A 17,042-nucleotide genomic window follows, 5' to 3' on the forward strand; every position below is an offset into this window, starting at 1 on the left:
ACATGGGGTGCGGACGTAGTGGTTGCGGACCCGTGGGCCGATGAAGAGGAAGTTGCCAATGAGTATGGCCTTCGCCTTGGCAGTGTCGATGCGACAAATCCAGTAGATGCCCTTGTCGTGGCGGTGGGTCACGCGGAGTTCAGACGGGCCACACCATCAGATTTGCGGGCATTTTGCCGAGGCTACAGCCCAGTGCTGGCAGACGTTAAGAGCCTATATGACCGGAAACTTGCCGCCGCGGCCGGATTCACGGTTTTCCGCCTCTAACAATCCGACTTTCATCAGATGAAATACTTCGCCCTCGTCGGTGCCGCCGGCTATATCGCGCCGCGCCACATGGAAGCTATTAAAGCCACCGGACACGAATTGGTCGCGGCCTACGACCCTAATGACTCGGTCGGAATCATCGACAGCCATTTCCCCGATGCCGACTTTTTCACTGAGTTCGAACGCTTCGACCGACATGTCGATAAACTCCGACGCGCTAAGGGAAGGCGGGCAATTGATTATATCTCGATCTGCTCACCCAACTATCTTCATGATTCGCACATGCGTTTTGCGTTGCGTTCGGGGGCGGATGCAATCTGCGAAAAGCCCCTCGTCCTCAACTCTTGGAATATCGACGGACTTCTAGAAATCGAACGCGATACGGGGCATAAGGTAAACACAATCCTGCAACTGCGCGTGCATCCCGCGATCGTCTCGCTGCGAGAGAAGATTCAAAACGAATTGCGCCAATCCAAACACGAAGTTGACCTCACCTACATTACCTCGCGTGGCAATTGGTATCTACAGAGTTGGAAGGGCGATCCAAAAAAGTCAGGAGGGATTGCAACGAACATAGGGGTGCATTTCTTCGATATGCTCCATTTCGTTTTCGGGGAACTGCAGGACAACGTGGTCCACTTGACCTCCGATACAAAAGCCGCCGGGTATCTTGAATATCAGAAAGCGAGAGTCCGATGGTTTCTATCGGTAGATGTGACTGACGTACCTCTTGCGCAACGACAAGCCGGCCAGCGCACATATCGATCGATCACTGTCGACGGCGAAGAAATTGAGTTCTCAGGGGGTTTCAACGACCTCCACTGCCGCAGCTACGAAGAAATCCTCGCAGGCCGGGGATTCGGACTCGAGACAAATCGTACCGCGATCGAAACCGTCCAAAGGATTCGATCATCAATACCCTCACGGCACGGCGGAGAGCTCCATCCGGCCATCAGGAATCTGTAAGAAAATCGTGGCTCGTTCAGCCTGCCGAGCAGGCCGAGCAAGCATTTAACCCGCGGGCGCCTTCGCCAAATAATACTGTGAACCCATACCCCGAGAAATTAGGTGAATGTCCAATCGTAATCCTATGTTATGACTTTCCGCATCGCAAAACAAACGATTTCATCCTTGATCTAGTCCTTGGCGGCCAAAAAAATCTAATAATATTGGCTGCTCCTTGGCGAAAACTGCAGAAACAAAAAGCGCGAGTAAATGATCCTGATTTTGTTCTTCAGGCGCCAGTCTATGAAACACGGGATCTTTGCAAAATATTTGGATTGCCTTTTTATTCAATGGAGCATGACGATCTCGATAAGATCTCAGGGATCGTAGATAAATATGGAGTAAAGCTGGCATTGATTGCGGGTGCCCGCATCTTAAAGAAGGAGGTAATCTCCGCCTTCGAAAACGGCGTCGTGAATATTCACCCGGGAAAGCTACCAGAAACTTCAGGGCTAGACTCGTTTTTCTACACAATCAAGAAAGGAGTACCAGCGGGGGTCACAACACACTTTATTGATTCAAGAGTGGATGCAGGCAATAGAATAGGATTTCATGAGCTACGAATTGGGCCAGATGATTCAATAGAGACTGTTATTGAAAATCTGTACCAACTACAGCGAATTGCGCTCCGAGATTTCGTTTCTATATTGACCAGTGGCCTGTTTCCGTTGGACCCCATCGAGCGTCCAAAGAAGAATGACCCTATGGAGGAGGAGGAGCGAAAAACTGCAGCAGCAATGTTTCCAGCGTGGCGAGCAAGCCAATACGTGAATCAGCAGACGAGCATGCTGTTTGACGCGTGCGAAAATGGTGATATTTCGCAGTTAAAACAGATCCTCGAACGTTCACTAGCCGTATTGAACGCGAGAAACGAACGAGGCTGGACGCCACTTATCGTTGCAAGCTTCAACCAAAGAACGGCAGCAGTTCAGTATCTTCTTAGTCGAGGCGCGGATCCAAATGCTAAAGGGCCAAATGGTACCACACCTTTAATGTATGCAAAGACCGCTATGCTAAATAAACCCAATTCTAGTTACCAGTTGCTCGAGATTCTATTAAATGGCGGCGCATCTGCCAACACTGCCGATAGATATGGCAAAACTATAATTGATTACGTGAAGGAAGCTGGCGATCGGCGGCTCGAAGATTTCCTTTCGAAGCATTCAGGCATCTGAACTCGCGCCTGTCGCAGAGAGCTTCATATGACAAGCGATATTTCGAATTTGAAAATTGAATTCACTGACTTGCGTGCGCAACTAAAGGGAATTCATAATGAGATCGAACTGGCGATCGGCGCCGTGCTGGACCATGGGCAATTTATACAGGGCCCCGAAGTAGGCGAATTAGAGGAGAGGCTGGCAAAGTACACGGGGGCAAAATATTGTATTACATGCGGCAACGGCACCGACGCGCTGCAGATTTCTCAAATGGCACTTGGGATCGGTCCCGGCGATGAGGTTATTACTTCTGGATTTAATTATGTCGCGGCGGCCGAAACGATAGCCTTACTCGGCGCAACTCCAGTATTTGTAGATGTCAATGAACGTACCTACAACCTGGACGCTTCGCTTCTTGAAGCTGCCATAACACGGCGGACCAAAGCAATTATTGCTACCTCGCTCTATGGCCAATGCGCCGATTTTGACACGATCAATGCTATCGCGGGAAGGCATGGCCTGCGTGTAATCGAAGACGCAGCCCAAAGTTTTGGGGCGAGCTATAAAGGGGTCAAGAGTTGCAACTTGTCGCATATTGCATGTACGAGTTTCTTCCCGAGCAAGCCCCTTGGTGCGTACGGTGACGGTGGGGCTATTTTTACAAACGACCCCGACCTTGCCAAAGTGCTTCGCCAAATCTGTCAGCACGGACAAGACAGACGTTATCATCACGTCCGCATCGGAGTAAATAGTCGACTCGATACGATTCAGGCAGCCATCTTATTGGTTAAACTAAAAATATTGGATACAGAGATAGCAAAGCGTTCTACGGTTGCCATGAATTACAATCGACTCTTGAATGAGCGGGGTATTTACGGAACCCCAGATATCGAGACCGAAAATCTAAGCGCATGGGCGCAATATACTATCAGGTTGCCTAATAGGGAGAGCGTGAGGAACTACCTGTTGAAGAATTCAATTCCAACGGCTATTCACTATCCGATTCCCATCAATAGGCAGCCGGCGTTTCACCATTCCGTCCTCCAAGTAGGGGATCAGTTGGCAAATCAAGTATTGAGCTTGCCAGTGAATCCTGGAATGTCGATAGATCAAATAAACTTCGTTGTCGAACAGATCTGCGCGGCAAGCCGGACTTGATTGACGAATCCAACCTGAGTGGCCGAATGACACGTTACGAAGGGGGGGTGGTTTCAGGGTTTCGGCGAAACGTTATTCGAATCGCTTCCGGTGCGGCAATCAGTCAGGCAGTTTTAATCGGCTGCACCCCCCTCTTGACCAGACTCTATGGTCCGGAAGAGTTCGGCGCATTAGCCGTCTTCACTGCTTCCCACACGGTGCTGACGGCGATATTCACATTGAAATATGACCTAGCAATAATTCTGCCCGCTTCAGATTCAGAGGCTGAACACCTGACTGTGACAGTCTTGCTTCTGAGCACATTACTGATTATCTTCCTGCTCTTAGTACTGACTGTGCAGTTTTATCTCGGCGGACCAAAAATACCTTACTATTTCTTCTTTTTGCCGGTAAGTACATTGCTCGCCGCCGCTATTAGCTGCATTGGCCAGTGGTGTGCTCGTTCGAATAACTATACAAGGTTAGCACAAAGTCAAGTGATCGGGGCAATTGCGAATATTGCAGTCGCGGTCTTTCTTGGAGTATCGTCCGGTTTCTTGATCGGAAACTTAGTTATTGCTTATGTGGTAGGTCTCGCCTCTGTTGTCTTGTTCATGCTCGTGCTTCATCCGAGGGCATGGACGCGCGTATTTGATCAAAGAATCGCAGTCCGTGTTAGGCAGGGTTTAGCCAAGGCACGCGAGTACTCACAGTTCCCAAAATTCGTCCTGCCATCTTCGCTCGCTCAGATCCTCAGTGTTAGCGCTCAACCCTTTCTCCTACAGTTATTCTTTAGTTTGAAAGAAGTTGGGTATTTTGCTGTTGCCACCAGGTTTCTTATGGTGCCATCTGTTCTGATCGGCTCTGCGGTAGCTGAGAGCGTTTCGAGCTGAGTTTGTGCGACGGCAAAATACTATGGACGGCGGTCTTGTTGCTGAATTCTACTTAAAGACGTTCTTAAATTTACTAAAGATTGGATTTCTCATCTTTTTCCTCTTTAGCATACTTGCGCCACTTTTATTTTATTACGCTTTGGGGTCTGAGTATCGCGCCGCTGGAGAACTTGTAAAGTATATGGCGGGTGGTATTTTGGCTCATTTTCTGGTTCAGCCCTTTGTTTATGTTTTTATTGCGACAAATCAAGTAAAGATCGGTTTTATCCTTCAAAGCCTATTGGCAATCGTTCCATCTGCGGTAATTGTTATTGGCGGAGTATTTTTTGACTTCGAATCAACCTTAATCGTATGGTCCGCAATTACAACTGGGATCGCAGGCAGCGTTCTATTTCTGGGGTATCGATTGTCTATTCGAGACGATGCCACGCGAGCGCGCCCTATTTAATGGGCTCATATATAGTCTAGTTAGGACGCAAGCGTTCTTAATAAGCGAGTCCTGATTTAATATGCTTTTGCCTCGAAATTCAAACTCTAGAACCTTAACGCTCGTCGGACGTGAGCGTCTGCTAGTCGTCATTAGTGGGGTTATCTATTTCTTTCTGCTGTTTTTAATATACACATATAAGTTGCGCGAGTGGGACTACGTTGGATTCGAGTTAGGCGATTACAGTCTAATGGAGATATGTACAAGTTTTTCATGCGCGCTCCTTCCCCTCCTTGTCATGCCGCTCCGGATTCGGATGTTCTCGACTTTTATTAATTGGTGTGTATATTATTTTGTTTATGTACCGATCGTGCTTTTTCCGGTGTTACAGAACTTGAATGACAAGGTACTTTTTCTTTCCCTCTCGGTTTGCGTGGCCTTTCTATTAATGGTGTTTATTACGAAAGCCAGAGCGGGATCCATTCGTATTCAGATTCCACCAATGGTTTTTAGATTTATATTTGTGGTCTTATTTCTTTTCTTGATAGCCTATGCGTTTGCTGTTTTTGGGGGCTCACTTTCGTTTGCAAATATAGCAAACATATACGATCAACGGTATCTTGCGGGCGATCTTTCGGCGGGGACAATTGCCGGGTATGCGACCGGGATTCTGTCAGGTTGCTTTAATCCACTTCTTATCGCATATGGGTTGAGGTATAGGCTAAAATCGGCACTGCTTGTGGGAATTGCTGGGCAGGTCTTTGTCTATATGACATTTGCAATGAAGTCTGTGCTATTGTCCGTCATAATTATTCCAGTGTTTTATTATGTATGTTTGCGCCGCGATAATATCAGCTGGCGTGGCATCGCCGGTATTTCTATCGCGTTACTTTCTTCCCCGCTAATCATGGAGATCTTTATCGGAGGAGAATCCTCGCCAGTGTATGATGGAGTTGTGGCATTGGTCTACATGCGGACATTTGGAATGGTTGGGGTTCTGACTGGGATATACTACGATTTCTTTCTTTATAACCCATTTACCCTGTATTCGCATATAAATATCATCGGTACTTTTTTCGAGTATCCTTACAATGCGTCCGTTGGTGAAGTAATTGGGGCAAGTATGGGAATTGATGCTAACGCAAACGCGAATTTCTTTGCGACAGATGGTATTGCGGCTGCGGGTTTATTTGGCATATTGATTATTGGAGTCGTTGTGGGGCTGGCGATGCGCGCTTTCGATGCGATTATCCCTTCTGAGAATTTACGGATGATTTGCGCCGCGGCAGTCCCGAGTATTGTTAATTTGGCCAACGCATCATTTTTCACAACCCTGCTGACAAATGGCCTATTTCTCTTGGTGGTATTGGGGTCCGCGTGGCGATTTCATAAGCAGGAAAACGTGAGATGGCTGGAAGCCTCCAGATCCTCCTCGATGCGGTAGGAGACCTAGATGCGAGTGTTTCAGATGGCGGGTTTTGGGCCTTTCTATTTGTCAGAGACTGATACTGGTAGGACGGAGTATTCGTCTTTCAACGCGAGGAGATCAGCCCTGCTGGATGACCGATATGAGGCCACGCATATTCTTGAGCCCGTATATAACAGTTCACCAGATATATTCTTCACCGTTTCGGATGACTTGAAGCTGCAGATGCAATGGGCGCGAGAAAAAGGCATGAAGAGTAAAGATTTGACCCAAATCCTATTGGCGCAAATCGAAGAGTTTAATCCTGATATTATATATAATCTCGACCCAATTCTCTTTCCGTCGTCGTTTATCAAACGATTGCCGGCTTGTGTAAAAAAGACGTTGGCCTGGCGTGCGGGGCCGATTGCAGGCGCGGATCTGTCGGCATATGACGTCATACTGTCGAACTTCGAAAGCTTGAATTCTCGTTGGAGGCAACTGGGACTTAGGACGGCCGAATTTTTTCCCTCGTGGGACCCTGCGATGGAGATCTACGCGGAAAATGCGGCTCGCCCTATAGATGTGTTCTTTGCCGGAAGTTATGCGCGGACAACGGGGCACGATGATCGCGTTGAAGTTCTAGATCAGGTAGCGACACTATCGGAACGATACTTTGTGGATTTGCGCGTGCGCGCAAAAAGATGGGGCCGGCTTGCCGATCAATTCGTTTTGCGCTGGATCCCTGCACCAATTTTCCTGCCAAAGAATATTCGTCGTCTTGCCAAACATGCCATATATGGGCGCGATATGTACACCGCGATATCTTCTTCAAAAGTAATTGTCAATCCTTCTACTAGTATTGTTGGAGACTATAGAGGGAATATGAGGTGTTGGGAGGCGCTTGGGTGCGGTGCGTGCATGCTCGCGACCAAAGGTCATTATCCTGAAGGGTTCGTAAGTGGCGAGACCTATGAGGAGTACGGCGATAGTAATGACGCTCGCAGGAAACTTGAAGGACTTCTAGTGGATGATGCAAGACGGATTTATATCGCCAGTAGAGGCGCGAAGATGGTTAAGGAGAGGTGGTCGAAAGGCCGACAATGGAAGGACTTCCAGGCCATTGTTTCATCTTTGTGAGGAATTCAATGCATAGAAAACTTAAGCGGTTTGCGAAAGCGGCACTGCCACCATTCCTTGTTGATAAAGGCGCTGCTCTGTTGGGACTGAATAATAGGTGGACGGGAGATTACCCTGATTGGCATTCTGCTGTGGAGCGATCTGCTGGATATGATTCAAAAACCGTATTTTCGGCTGCGCTAACCGCGGCACGCGCCGTCCGTGATGGCGAAGCTCTATGGGAGCGAGATTCCGCTTGTTTCCACATAGAAGACTACAATTGGAATCTGTTGGCCTGTTTGATGTCTGTTGCCGCGACGGCGAACGGGAAGCTTCACGTACTAGATTTCGGTGGAGCTTTTGGAAGTACTTATATGCAGCATCGCCGAATGCTATTGCAATTGCCGAGCATATCGTGGAATGTTGTAGAGCAGCCTCATTTCGTTGAGAGCGGAAAGAAGGAATTTGAGACACCGCGTCTGAAATTCTTTGAAAATATGCATCAGTGCTTTGAATCTGAATCAATCAATGCGGTCCTGCTTTCTGGCGTTCTTCAGTATGTTGAGCGTCCATATCAGCTGCTTGATGAAGTTGTAAACTTCATGCCCACAGCAATCATCATAGATCGGACGCCCATTTATGAGGTGGAGCGTATTACAGTCCAGCATGTTCCCACTTCCGTTTACAAAGCGAGCTACCCCTGTCGATTTTTGGAGAGAGCGCGCGTTGAGGCTTGCTTAAAGAATTTGGGTTCATTGAGTCCATGGTTCGCAAGTGCCATGGATCCGCTTAATTTTCAGGGAATTATGGCTTCTGCAGCTACTGAGAATACGCTGCTCTGAAGCTTACACTCGGGAAGGTTGGTGATGAAGTTGAATGTTTGCTGGCATAAGTTGAACACAATATGCGATGCTCGCGGTTGCTTGACGGCTATCGAGGCTGTCCAAAACGTTTCATTCGAGATTAAGCGCATTTTTTATATGCACGATGTGAGGAAGGGCGCGGATCGTGGTGGGCATGCCCATAAGGATACTGATCAATTTGCCATAGCTATTTCGGGCTCCCTGCGTATCCTTGTATCAAACGGCGTTTGTTCGAAGGTAGTGATCTTGAATGAACCTGGCTGGGGAGTCTATTTGCCGAGGTTGACCTGGACTAGGCTCTATGATTTTAGTGATGATGCTGTCTGTCTTGTACTGGCGAACACGCATTATGACCGCTCAAAATCTATTCGGACGTGGAGTGAGTTCCAGGAATTCGCCGGGGCAGCCCCATCGGAGGAACCTACGGATGCAGGCTTATTCCTAAGGCCAAAAGAGTGACTAGGAGACTGACTTTGAGCCAATCCATATACCATGACCTCTGTGTTTCCGCTTGTAGGAGTGTTGGGATTCATTCCGAACATGACATCCTCGAATGGGTCTCACAAAGAACTGCTGCGAATAACTACAGTGTGCGAATCAAACCATTGGACCAACTCTCGGGTTGGTCGATAGATGACGTGAGTGGGGACCTGCGACACCATAGTGGCAAGTTCTTCCAGGTTGAAGGATTGAGTGTAGAAGTCAAGAGTGACGTGTCCCGTTCGTGGCTCCAGCCAATCATCAATCAACCGGAAGTTGGGATTTTAGGATTCATATGCCAGGAACTGGATGGAGTCCTTCATTTTCTCGTGCAGGCAAAAATGGAGCCTGGCAACATCAATGTGACACAAATATCGCCTACCGTACAGGCCACGCGGAGTAACTATACTCAAGTTCACGGCGGTCGGCGTCCCGCGTTTGTCGAGTTTTTTATTGATGATATGCCTGGCCGACATATTGTCCTAGATCAATTGCAGTCGGAGCAAGGCACCCGGTACTTAAAAAAGCGAAATCGGAATATCATTGTTGTTGTTGAATCCGGTGTTTCGATAGAGCTTACTGATGACTACAGGTGGGTCACGCTAGGACAACTTCAAAATCTGATGCGGTTTCCTGATTTAGTTCACCTCGACTGTCGATCGATCATCGGTAGCATTTCGTTCAGAGGGTTTAGCGGTGATGAATCTGATTTTGACTATAGCGGCTCGATTGGCGAGTTTCAGAGCAAATTAAGAGGCTCCATAGAAAGTAAATTCGGCCGTCGGTCCTCAAGCGTTGTACCAATCCATAGCTGGATTACGGGGCTCAAGTGTAAAACGGAAATTTCTGTCTTACGAGTCCCACTTCGCGATGTTTCTTCATGGTCCTATGACTGTGGAGAAATAAAACACATCTCGGGTGCATTCTTTTCGATTATCGGGGTCGAAGTTACAGCTAGCAATCGAGAGGTGCCGGGCTGGTCTCAACCCTTGATCCGAGCGACTGAAGGCGGGATTCTGGGTCTTTTATGCCAAGTGAGAGATGGTGTGCTCAAATTCCTCGTTCAAGCGCTTGTGGAACCTGGTCTTATTGATATTCTGGAGTTGGCTCCAACCGTGCAGTGTACACCTGCTAATTATTTAACCGGAATACGTTCGGAATTGCCCTATCTTGCAGATTTCATGATGACGGCCGATAGCTCTCGTATTCGGTTCGATTCAATACTTTCTGACGAAGGCGGTCGCTTCTTTCATACGCGCCAACGACATCTTGTCGTCGAACTAAGTGAAGGTGACCAGATTGCCGTCCCTGAGAATTATCGATGGATGACATTGGGGCAGATCCAACATATGGCGAGCTTCAGTAATTCAGTGAACATCGAATTAAGGAGTATACTTTCGTGCTTGTCGGTCGCGAAATCCGATATTTGGTGATGTGATGGACGTCCTCATTATTGGAGTCTCAAGTGTTTTCATTCGGCGGGTTCTACCGGGTTTGCTAGCCTTGCCAGGGGTCGGAAAGATCCATCTGGCAACGAGAAGATCCTCTATCGCGCTAGATATTCCGCGGGAGAAACTTGGAACGATATATCATTGTTATGATCTGGCGCTGCAACAAACCAATCCCTGCTTAGCCTACATTTCATTGCCGAATAGCTTGCATTTCGAGTGGGCAAAGATAGCGCTTCAGCGTGGCTTTCATGTTGTGGTCGATAAGCCTGCTTGTATTGAACTGAGAGAAGCGGAAGAGATCGTTAGACTTGCGCGCAGCAAGCGATTGTGCGTGGCAGAGGCGACTGTGTGGCCATACCATCCACAGGTGTCGGCCGCATCAGAAATATTTGCGTCGACTGAAGGGCCGCGTACTATTCACGCGGTGTTTTCCTTTCCCCCGTTAAATGTCGACAATTTTCGCAATAAGAAAAGCATGGGTGGGGGTTGTTTGCTTGATCTGGGCCCGTACGCTGCGAGTGTGGGTAGAATATTCTTTGGCGAGGTTCCAACGTCCTTATTTTCGTGGGTGCTTTCGAAAAGCGATGAACTTGGTATCGACACTGGGTTTGCTGTAACTGCATTATATTCAAGAGGGCGCATTTTTCAGGGGTATTTTAGCTTCGATGGAGAATATAAGAATTCCCTGGAATTGATGGGACCAAGGTCAACTTTAAGACTTGAGCCAGCTTTCACTTCATCTGGGAATGCCACGCACTTGCACTTTCGTTCAAATTCGCAGGCTCAAATAGTACCGCTCGCCATAGGGGATCCGTTCTTGATTTTCTTTGATAAAGTAATTCGCTCTCTTCGAAGTGGTGAGTTTGACGGCTGGGCGGATATCCTTATTCAAGATGCGCGAATGCGGGATCTAATCAATGAAGGAATAGTGGGGAATGTATGAGTATCAAGGTATGGGATTATCTTGCTGAGTATGCGTCTGAAAGGACGGACATTTTGGCTGCTGTTGATCGAGTTTTTTCTTCGGGAACTCTCGTTCTTGGAAATAGTGTACGGAGTTTCGAGAACGAGTTTTCGGCGTATACGGATGCTCTTTTTGGTGTCGGAGTTGATAACGCGACGAACGGGCTGGCACTTGCGATGAAGGCGGTTGGAGTTGGACCTGGCGACGAGGTAATCACAGTATCCAACACCGCTGTACCGACAGTTTCTGCAATTGCGCAAATTGGTGCGATACCACGGTTTGTCGATGTGCATGTTGATGATGCACTTCTGGACGTGTCGCTGCTTCCTAATGCTCTTACGAAACGAACGAAATGCATCATTCCGGTCCATCTTTATGGGCAATGCGTGGATATGGACCCTCTCAATGATTTTGCCAGAGCACATGGTCTTACCGTGATTGAAGACTGCTCCCAGTCTCATGGTGCAAAATATAAGAACCGTAAAGCGGGATCTTTGGGTGACCTTGGAGTATTTTCTTTCTATCCAACGAAACCACTTGGGGGTTACGGCGACGGCGGTATTGTTGTAACTAGCCGTCCCGATTTGGACCAGAAACTTCGTAGTCTTCGATTTTATGGAATGAAGGGAGTTTATTATGCTGACGAGCTTGGATTTAACTCGAGACTCGACGAAGTGCATGCTGAAATACTGCGATTCAAACTAAGTAGGTTGGATCAGTATAATGCACGCAGGCGCGTGCTGGCAGACGAATATCGTCGCTTACTATTCGATTCGGACATCATTTTGCCTACGGAATCGAATAATAATCTTCATGTGTACTATGTTTTTGTTGTCCGGCATCGATTGCGCGACAGGGTTCTGGCGGCGCTGAAGCGGCGGGATATTCATTTGAATATAAGTTACCCATGGCCTATTCATACGATGCGTGGCTTTGCGTATCTTGGATATAACGAAGGTGATTTTCCAGTTACGGAATTTCTGGCTAGGGAGATTTTTTCTCTGCCCATGTATCCGTCCCTCAGTTTGCAGACGCAGGTTGAGGTATGTTCCGCGCTTCGAGAGGTGTTAGCTGAGGCGGCGGAGGAGAATTGAATGCGACGCTGCGATCGTCTGAGTTCGATACGATTTAGCACTCGGGAGGCAGATAAATTCTACAGACTCGAGATTCGATGACCGAGCATTTCGTTACCTATTTCGATAGCCGCTTCTTGGCAGTCGGGATGGCGCTACGGGAGTCACTTAAAGCATTGGGCTGTGATTTTCATCTCTGGGTGATATGCATCGACTCTCTTGCGGAAGAGCAAATAAAGAGGCTTGCGTTTCCCGATATGACGGCAATTCCTCTATCCTCTGTAGAGGACTCTAGGCTCGTCGCCGTTAAAGGGGGTCGTTCTCTCGGCGAGTACTGCTGGACGCTTACTCCATTTGCTCCAGAGGCCGTTTTTAATGCTGTCAGTCATGTTGATCGGGTTACATATGTCGACGCTGACCTGTTCTTTTTCTCAGACCCGCATGAGATCTTTGAAGAGTTTGAAGGTAGTGATAAACATGTTTTGATTACCGAGCACGCTTATGCGCCTGAATTGGACAGGTCAGAGGAGAGTGGGCGATTCTGTGTCCAATTCATGATATTTCGGCGCACGCCGGAGGGCTTGCGAGTTTTGCGGTGGTGGCAAGATCGATGCCTTGAGTGGTGTTTTGATAGAGTTGAGGACGGAAAGTACGGCGATCAAAAGTACCTCGACGAATGGCCGACGCTGTTTGCAGATGCGGTACACGTTTTCAGCAAAACTGAAAAGACCTTAGGACCATGGAATGTTGATTTCATGCTGAGTACGGCTGCAGCATATTTTTGTCCGATATTTTACCATTTTCAGTCTTTTCGCTTGATCGACGACAATACAGCTCGCCTTTACGCTGGTGTCCGTATTTCGCGCGCTGCGGATCGGTTTTACGGCCCATATCTTGGAGTTGTTCGTGAGCAGCTTAAGATTCTTCGCTCGATGGGAGTTCATCAACGGAGAATGCCGGAGCCGATCCGGAAATTCGAGCTTCTCCGTAAGATTTATATGGCTCTCACGCGGCGTAATCGGTACGTCAAACTCTGAGCCTTATGGGCAGTGTAAGGGAACGGCGACGCACGATGGTTGATAGAACGCTCTTCGTACTGGTCAGTGCTGTTTATCCGCCTGAACCGGTAGTTTCTGCAAGGATGAGTTTTGATCTGGCATGTCATCTGTCGAGTCTAGGGCACGAGATCGTGGTAATATGTCCCCAACCAACGCGCCCATTGGGGTCGAAGTTTGAATTGGGGGATAAGCTCCTAGAATGTCGGCAAGAGAATGGTATTAAGGTTGTTAGAGTAGATTCATATTGTTCGCCTCGAAGGGGCTTGTTTGGTAGAATTCGGGAGAGTTTTAGTTTCGGTCGCGCTGCGAGGAAGTATCTTCTGTCATTGGCTGTTCCGCCTAAGGTATTGTATGTAAATGCGTGGCCATTCTTCTCTCAGTTGATGGTTTTGAATTACGCGGTTCGCGAAAAAGTTCGGGTTGTACTTCAAATTATGGACGTATACCCTGAGTCATTGGCGAGCAAACTTCCAAATCCAATCGCAAATTTGTGCAATTTGGTTTTTCGCAGGGTTGACGTGAAGATTGCGCGCTCGGCGGACATGGTGGTTGTGATTTCTGAAGAAATGAGAAGGATCTATGCTCAGGATCGTGGCGTACCTGATGAACGACTAAGTGTGGTGTTTACTTGGCAGGATGCTTCGGTTTTTGATCTTGTCCGGTCAAAAACCGCTTGTTGCTCTCGATTCGGTGTTCCCGTGAGTGGTTTTAATTTCCTTTTTCTTGGAAATATTGGGCCCGTTGCAAATGTGGATTTTCTGATTCGTGCATTTGCTTTGGCGGCTATTGATGGCGCGCAGTTAATAATCGTTGGCGACGGCTCGCAAAAGGATGCTGCTATCCACTTGGCGCAAATCCTCAATCTTTCGAATGTGTTTTTTATTTCTGATTCGAGGGTTGAAAATGTGCCATTCCTTCAAGGAATGGCCGACGTTTGCCTTCTCTCGATGAAACAAGGTTTTGGGCGAAGCTCTGTTCCGTCAAAGTTGGCGTCATATATGCTTTCAGCTAAACCTATTTTGGCAAGTGTGGATATTGATTGCGATACGGCCGAGTTTATTCGCACTGCACGCTGTGGCTGGTTGGTTGATGCCGATGATCTCGATGCTCTTGCTTGCAAAATGATTGAGGTCGCGGCGATCCCATCTGAATGCCTGAGTCGAATCGGAGGGAGAGGACGTGACTTTGCAGTCACAAACTTTTCTAAGGCGAGTGGTGTATCCCGCCTTGGAGAAATAATTCGCGAAGTTTCGGATAAGCAGTGATGTTGGTATCTCGGATGGGTTTGGAAGATATTCCGCTTGTGGTGCAGGTCCATATGGCAAGTTTCCCGGGTTTCTTCCTTTCGTCTCTTGGAGGCAAATTCCTGACTTGCTTTTATACTAGTGTGTGGAAGATGGCCGATTGTATTCCACTTGTTTGTCGTGATTTGAATGGGAAATTGGCCGGGTTTGCAGTTGGTGGTGTGAATCCAAGTGGTTTTTACGGGCGCACGTTGAGGCGCCATTTGTTCAAGTTCTGTATTGCGAGCGTATTGCCGTTGGTACGGAATCCTTTGATTTTGCGGCGCTTGTGGCGTGGGTTGTATCAGTCCGGGGCTAGTTCGAAAGGCCCTGATGTGGCTGGCCTCTTCTCGATTGGGGTGTCCCCAGCTGTGCAGGGTCATGGCGTGGGGACTATGTTGTTGACTGCGTTTATTGCAGAAGCATCCGACCGTGGATGCAAGTCTGTCATATTGACCACTGACGCAGATAATAATGGTAGGGCCAACGACTTTTATTGGAAGCTCGGCTTTTCTGTTATTCGTGTTTATGTGACTCCGGAGGGAAGAAAAATGAATGAATATTCCTTAGATATTCAGTCGTGAGTCATATTTGGTTTATCAGTTTCGCGTTATTTTTTGGTTTTTAGATGATTGCTTCGAATGAGTAATAGATTTCTTCCGTTCGCTTTGCCTGATCTTGGAATAGAGGAGATTGACGAGGTGGTCAATTCCTTGCGTTCGGGCTGGATCACTACCGGCCCAAAAGTCCAGCAATTTGAGTCTGATTTCTCAACCTTTTTGGGCGACGGCGTTCAAGCGATTTCAGTGAACTCTGCAACTGCCGGACTTCATCTTGGTCTTGAGGCATTAGGTGTGGGTATTGGCGACGAGGTTATTACCACTACTCACACTTTTACGGCTACTGCGGAAGTTATAAGATATCTCGGGGCCGACCCTGTTTTCGTCGATATCGACGAGGACTCTCTCTGCATTGATGTCGATGCGCTTGAGGCGGCTATCACACAGAAGACCAAAGTTATCATTCCTGTGCATTTTGCTGGGCGATCTGCGAATATGGCAGGGCTTCTTGCAATTGCTAAGAGGTACGGGATCAAAGTTATGGAGGATGCGGCGCATGCATTGCCCGCTACTTTCGGAGGTCGGTTAATAGGGACGTTGGACAGCGATGTTACGGTGTTCAGTTTCTATGCGAATAAGACGATTACCACTGGTGAAGGTGGAATGTTAGTGACAAGGGATCCTAAGGTGGCGGCCCGCGCCCGAATCATGCGTCTTCATGGGATGAATAGGACGGCGTTTGATCGGTACACGGCGAAGGCTCCAAGTTGGTATTATGAAGTGGTTGCTCCCGGTTTTAAGTACAATATGACGGATCTCGCGGCTTCGATTGGTATACATCAATTGAAGAAGGCGTATGATTTTCAAATGAAACGTGCGGAGATTGCGGCGGCTTATGATCGCGCGTTTTCGAATCTCCCGGTTAAATGTCCGCCTCGTGCAGTGGGAACTGATCTGCATTCATGGCATTTATATGTCATTCAGCTGGATCTCTCTGTATCGATAGATAGGGATATTTTCATTGAGCGACTTTTTCAATTGGGTGTTGGTTGCAGCGTGCATTATATTCCGTTGCATTTGCATCCCTATTGGAAGCATTCGTATGATTTAAGGTCGGAAGATTACCCTGTCAGCCAGCGAGTGTTTGAGCGTTCCATTTCGTTGCCGTTATATACTCGGATGACGGAGGCTGATGTTGTGCGCGTGGTTTCAGCCGTTGCATCACTGTTGTCATGATGCTAAAGAGGTTCATTGATATTGTTGGCAGCGGCTTCGGGTTGGTTCTATTATGGCCAGTATTCCTTGGTGTCGCGATTGCGATTAAGCTTGATTCGCCGGGGCCAGTGTTTTTTCGACAAACAAGAATTGGTCGGAATTGTGTTCCGTTTCGGATTCACAAGTTCAGAAGCATGGTTTGCGACGCAGAGATGATTGGTTTGCGCGTGACTTCTTCGTCGGATCCGCGTGTGACCAACGTTGGTGCGTTTTTGCGTCGGACCAAAATTGATGAGTTGCCGCAACTGCTTGACGTATTGTTCGGCTCTATGAGTTTGGTTGGGCCCCGGCCAGAGGTTCCAGAATATGTGGACCTATATTCGGAATGCGACCGGGCCATCGTGTTTTCGGTCAGGCCAGGAATAACGGATTTGGCTTCTATTCAGTTCAAGGATGAAGCTTCGATCTTGGGTGCTGCGGTCGACCCCCACAAAGCGTACGTTGACGAGGTACTGCCCGCGAAAATTCAGTACTATAAGAATTATGTTCATAGTAGGACAACTCTTGGCGATCTGAGGATTCTCCGGATGACGATTTTTTCGCTGTTGCTGGGGCGTTCTAGGGCATGACATGGCATTGTTGTGGTTGCAAAAATTCTGGTTGCTGAAAATCATAGTCGCAAGTG

Annotated in this window: 18 protein-coding genes; all 18 read left to right on the plus strand. The window is 47.9% G+C overall.

Features of this window, described 5'->3' with window-relative positions; all coding sequences use genetic code 11:
- Positions 1-267, plus strand: a 267-nt coding sequence (locus tag ACNH6H_RS00005) for a UDP binding domain-containing protein (RefSeq protein WP_418314673.1), incomplete at its 5' end; no start/stop codon positions are given.
- Between the two features lie 18 nt (positions 268-285).
- Complete coding sequence (locus ACNH6H_RS00010) at positions 286-1,233, plus strand: Gfo/Idh/MocA family oxidoreductase (RefSeq protein ID WP_418314674.1); 948 nt, start codon at positions 286-288, stop codon at positions 1,231-1,233.
- Positions 1,234-1,310: 77 nt separating this feature from the next.
- Positions 1,311-2,447, plus strand: coding sequence for a formyltransferase family protein (locus ACNH6H_RS00015; RefSeq protein ID WP_418314675.1), 1,137 nt, complete (start codon positions 1,311-1,313; stop codon positions 2,445-2,447).
- 27 nt (positions 2,448-2,474) lie between these two features.
- The gene (locus ACNH6H_RS00020; protein ID WP_418314676.1) at positions 2,475-3,587 is read left to right on the plus strand and encodes a DegT/DnrJ/EryC1/StrS family aminotransferase; all 1,113 of its coding nucleotides are present in this window, start codon (positions 2,475-2,477) and stop codon (positions 3,585-3,587) included.
- A gap of 26 nt (positions 3,588-3,613) precedes the next feature.
- The gene (locus tag ACNH6H_RS00025; protein ID WP_418314677.1) at positions 3,614-4,459 is read left to right on the plus strand and encodes a lipopolysaccharide biosynthesis protein; all 846 of its coding nucleotides are present in this window, start codon (positions 3,614-3,616) and stop codon (positions 4,457-4,459) included.
- A gap of 22 nt (positions 4,460-4,481) precedes the next feature.
- A complete protein-coding gene (locus ACNH6H_RS00030; RefSeq protein ID WP_418314678.1) occupies positions 4,482-4,907 on the plus strand; it encodes a hypothetical protein in 426 nt (141 codons plus the stop codon).
- A 373-nt stretch (positions 4,908-5,280) separates the two neighbouring features.
- The gene (locus ACNH6H_RS00035) at positions 5,281-6,330 is read left to right on the plus strand and encodes a hypothetical protein (RefSeq protein WP_418314679.1); all 1,050 of its coding nucleotides are present in this window, start codon (positions 5,281-5,283) and stop codon (positions 6,328-6,330) included.
- A 9-nt stretch (positions 6,331-6,339) separates the two neighbouring features.
- Complete coding sequence (locus ACNH6H_RS00040) at positions 6,340-7,431, plus strand: glycosyltransferase family protein (protein ID WP_418314680.1); 1,092 nt, start codon at positions 6,340-6,342, stop codon at positions 7,429-7,431.
- A gap of 8 nt (positions 7,432-7,439) precedes the next feature.
- Positions 7,440-8,252 (plus strand): methyltransferase, TIGR04325 family, encoded by an 813-nt coding sequence (locus ACNH6H_RS00045; protein ID WP_418314681.1) that lies wholly within the window; start codon positions 7,440-7,442, stop codon positions 8,250-8,252.
- 24 nt (positions 8,253-8,276) lie between these two features.
- Positions 8,277-8,732 (plus strand): sugar 3,4-ketoisomerase, encoded by a 456-nt coding sequence (locus tag ACNH6H_RS00050; protein ID WP_418314682.1) that lies wholly within the window; start codon positions 8,277-8,279, stop codon positions 8,730-8,732.
- Entirely contained in the window at positions 8,729-10,186 is a 1,458-nt protein-coding gene (locus tag ACNH6H_RS00055) for an NDP-hexose 2,3-dehydratase family protein (RefSeq protein WP_418314683.1), read from the plus strand. The genes ACNH6H_RS00050 and ACNH6H_RS00055 overlap by 4 nt, the downstream gene beginning before the upstream one ends.
- 4 nt (positions 10,187-10,190) lie before the next feature.
- Positions 10,191-11,147 (plus strand): Gfo/Idh/MocA family protein, encoded by a 957-nt coding sequence (locus tag ACNH6H_RS00060; RefSeq protein ID WP_418314684.1) that lies wholly within the window; start codon positions 10,191-10,193, stop codon positions 11,145-11,147.
- On the plus strand, positions 11,144-12,262 hold the full coding sequence (locus tag ACNH6H_RS00065; protein WP_418314685.1) for a DegT/DnrJ/EryC1/StrS family aminotransferase: 1,119 nt from the start codon (positions 11,144-11,146) through the stop codon (positions 12,260-12,262). Before ACNH6H_RS00060 ends, ACNH6H_RS00065 begins: the two co-directional genes overlap by 4 nt.
- Positions 12,263-12,339: 77 nt before the next feature.
- Positions 12,340-13,278, plus strand: a complete 939-nt coding sequence (locus ACNH6H_RS00070; RefSeq protein ID WP_418314686.1) for a hypothetical protein — start codon at positions 12,340-12,342, stop codon at positions 13,276-13,278.
- Positions 13,279-13,382: 104 nt separating this feature from the next.
- Positions 13,383-14,564, plus strand: a complete 1,182-nt coding sequence (locus ACNH6H_RS00075) for a glycosyltransferase family 4 protein (RefSeq protein WP_418321162.1) — start codon at positions 13,383-13,385, stop codon at positions 14,562-14,564.
- 14 nt (positions 14,565-14,578) lie between these two features.
- On the plus strand, positions 14,579-15,166 hold the full coding sequence (locus tag ACNH6H_RS00080) for a GNAT family N-acetyltransferase (protein ID WP_418314687.1): 588 nt from the start codon (positions 14,579-14,581) through the stop codon (positions 15,164-15,166).
- Positions 15,167-15,223: 57 nt separating this feature from the next.
- Positions 15,224-16,378, plus strand: coding sequence for a DegT/DnrJ/EryC1/StrS family aminotransferase (locus tag ACNH6H_RS00085; RefSeq protein WP_418314688.1), 1,155 nt, complete (start codon positions 15,224-15,226; stop codon positions 16,376-16,378).
- Entirely contained in the window at positions 16,378-16,986 is a 609-nt protein-coding gene (locus ACNH6H_RS00090) for a sugar transferase (RefSeq protein ID WP_418321164.1), read from the plus strand. The genes ACNH6H_RS00085 and ACNH6H_RS00090 overlap by 1 nt, the downstream gene beginning before the upstream one ends.
- Positions 16,987-17,042: the final 56 nt, after the last annotated feature.

The organism is Pseudideonella sakaiensis, from assembly GCF_048320135.1.
GTDB lineage: Bacteria > Pseudomonadota > Gammaproteobacteria > Burkholderiales > Burkholderiaceae_C > Ideonella_A > Ideonella_A sakaiensis_A.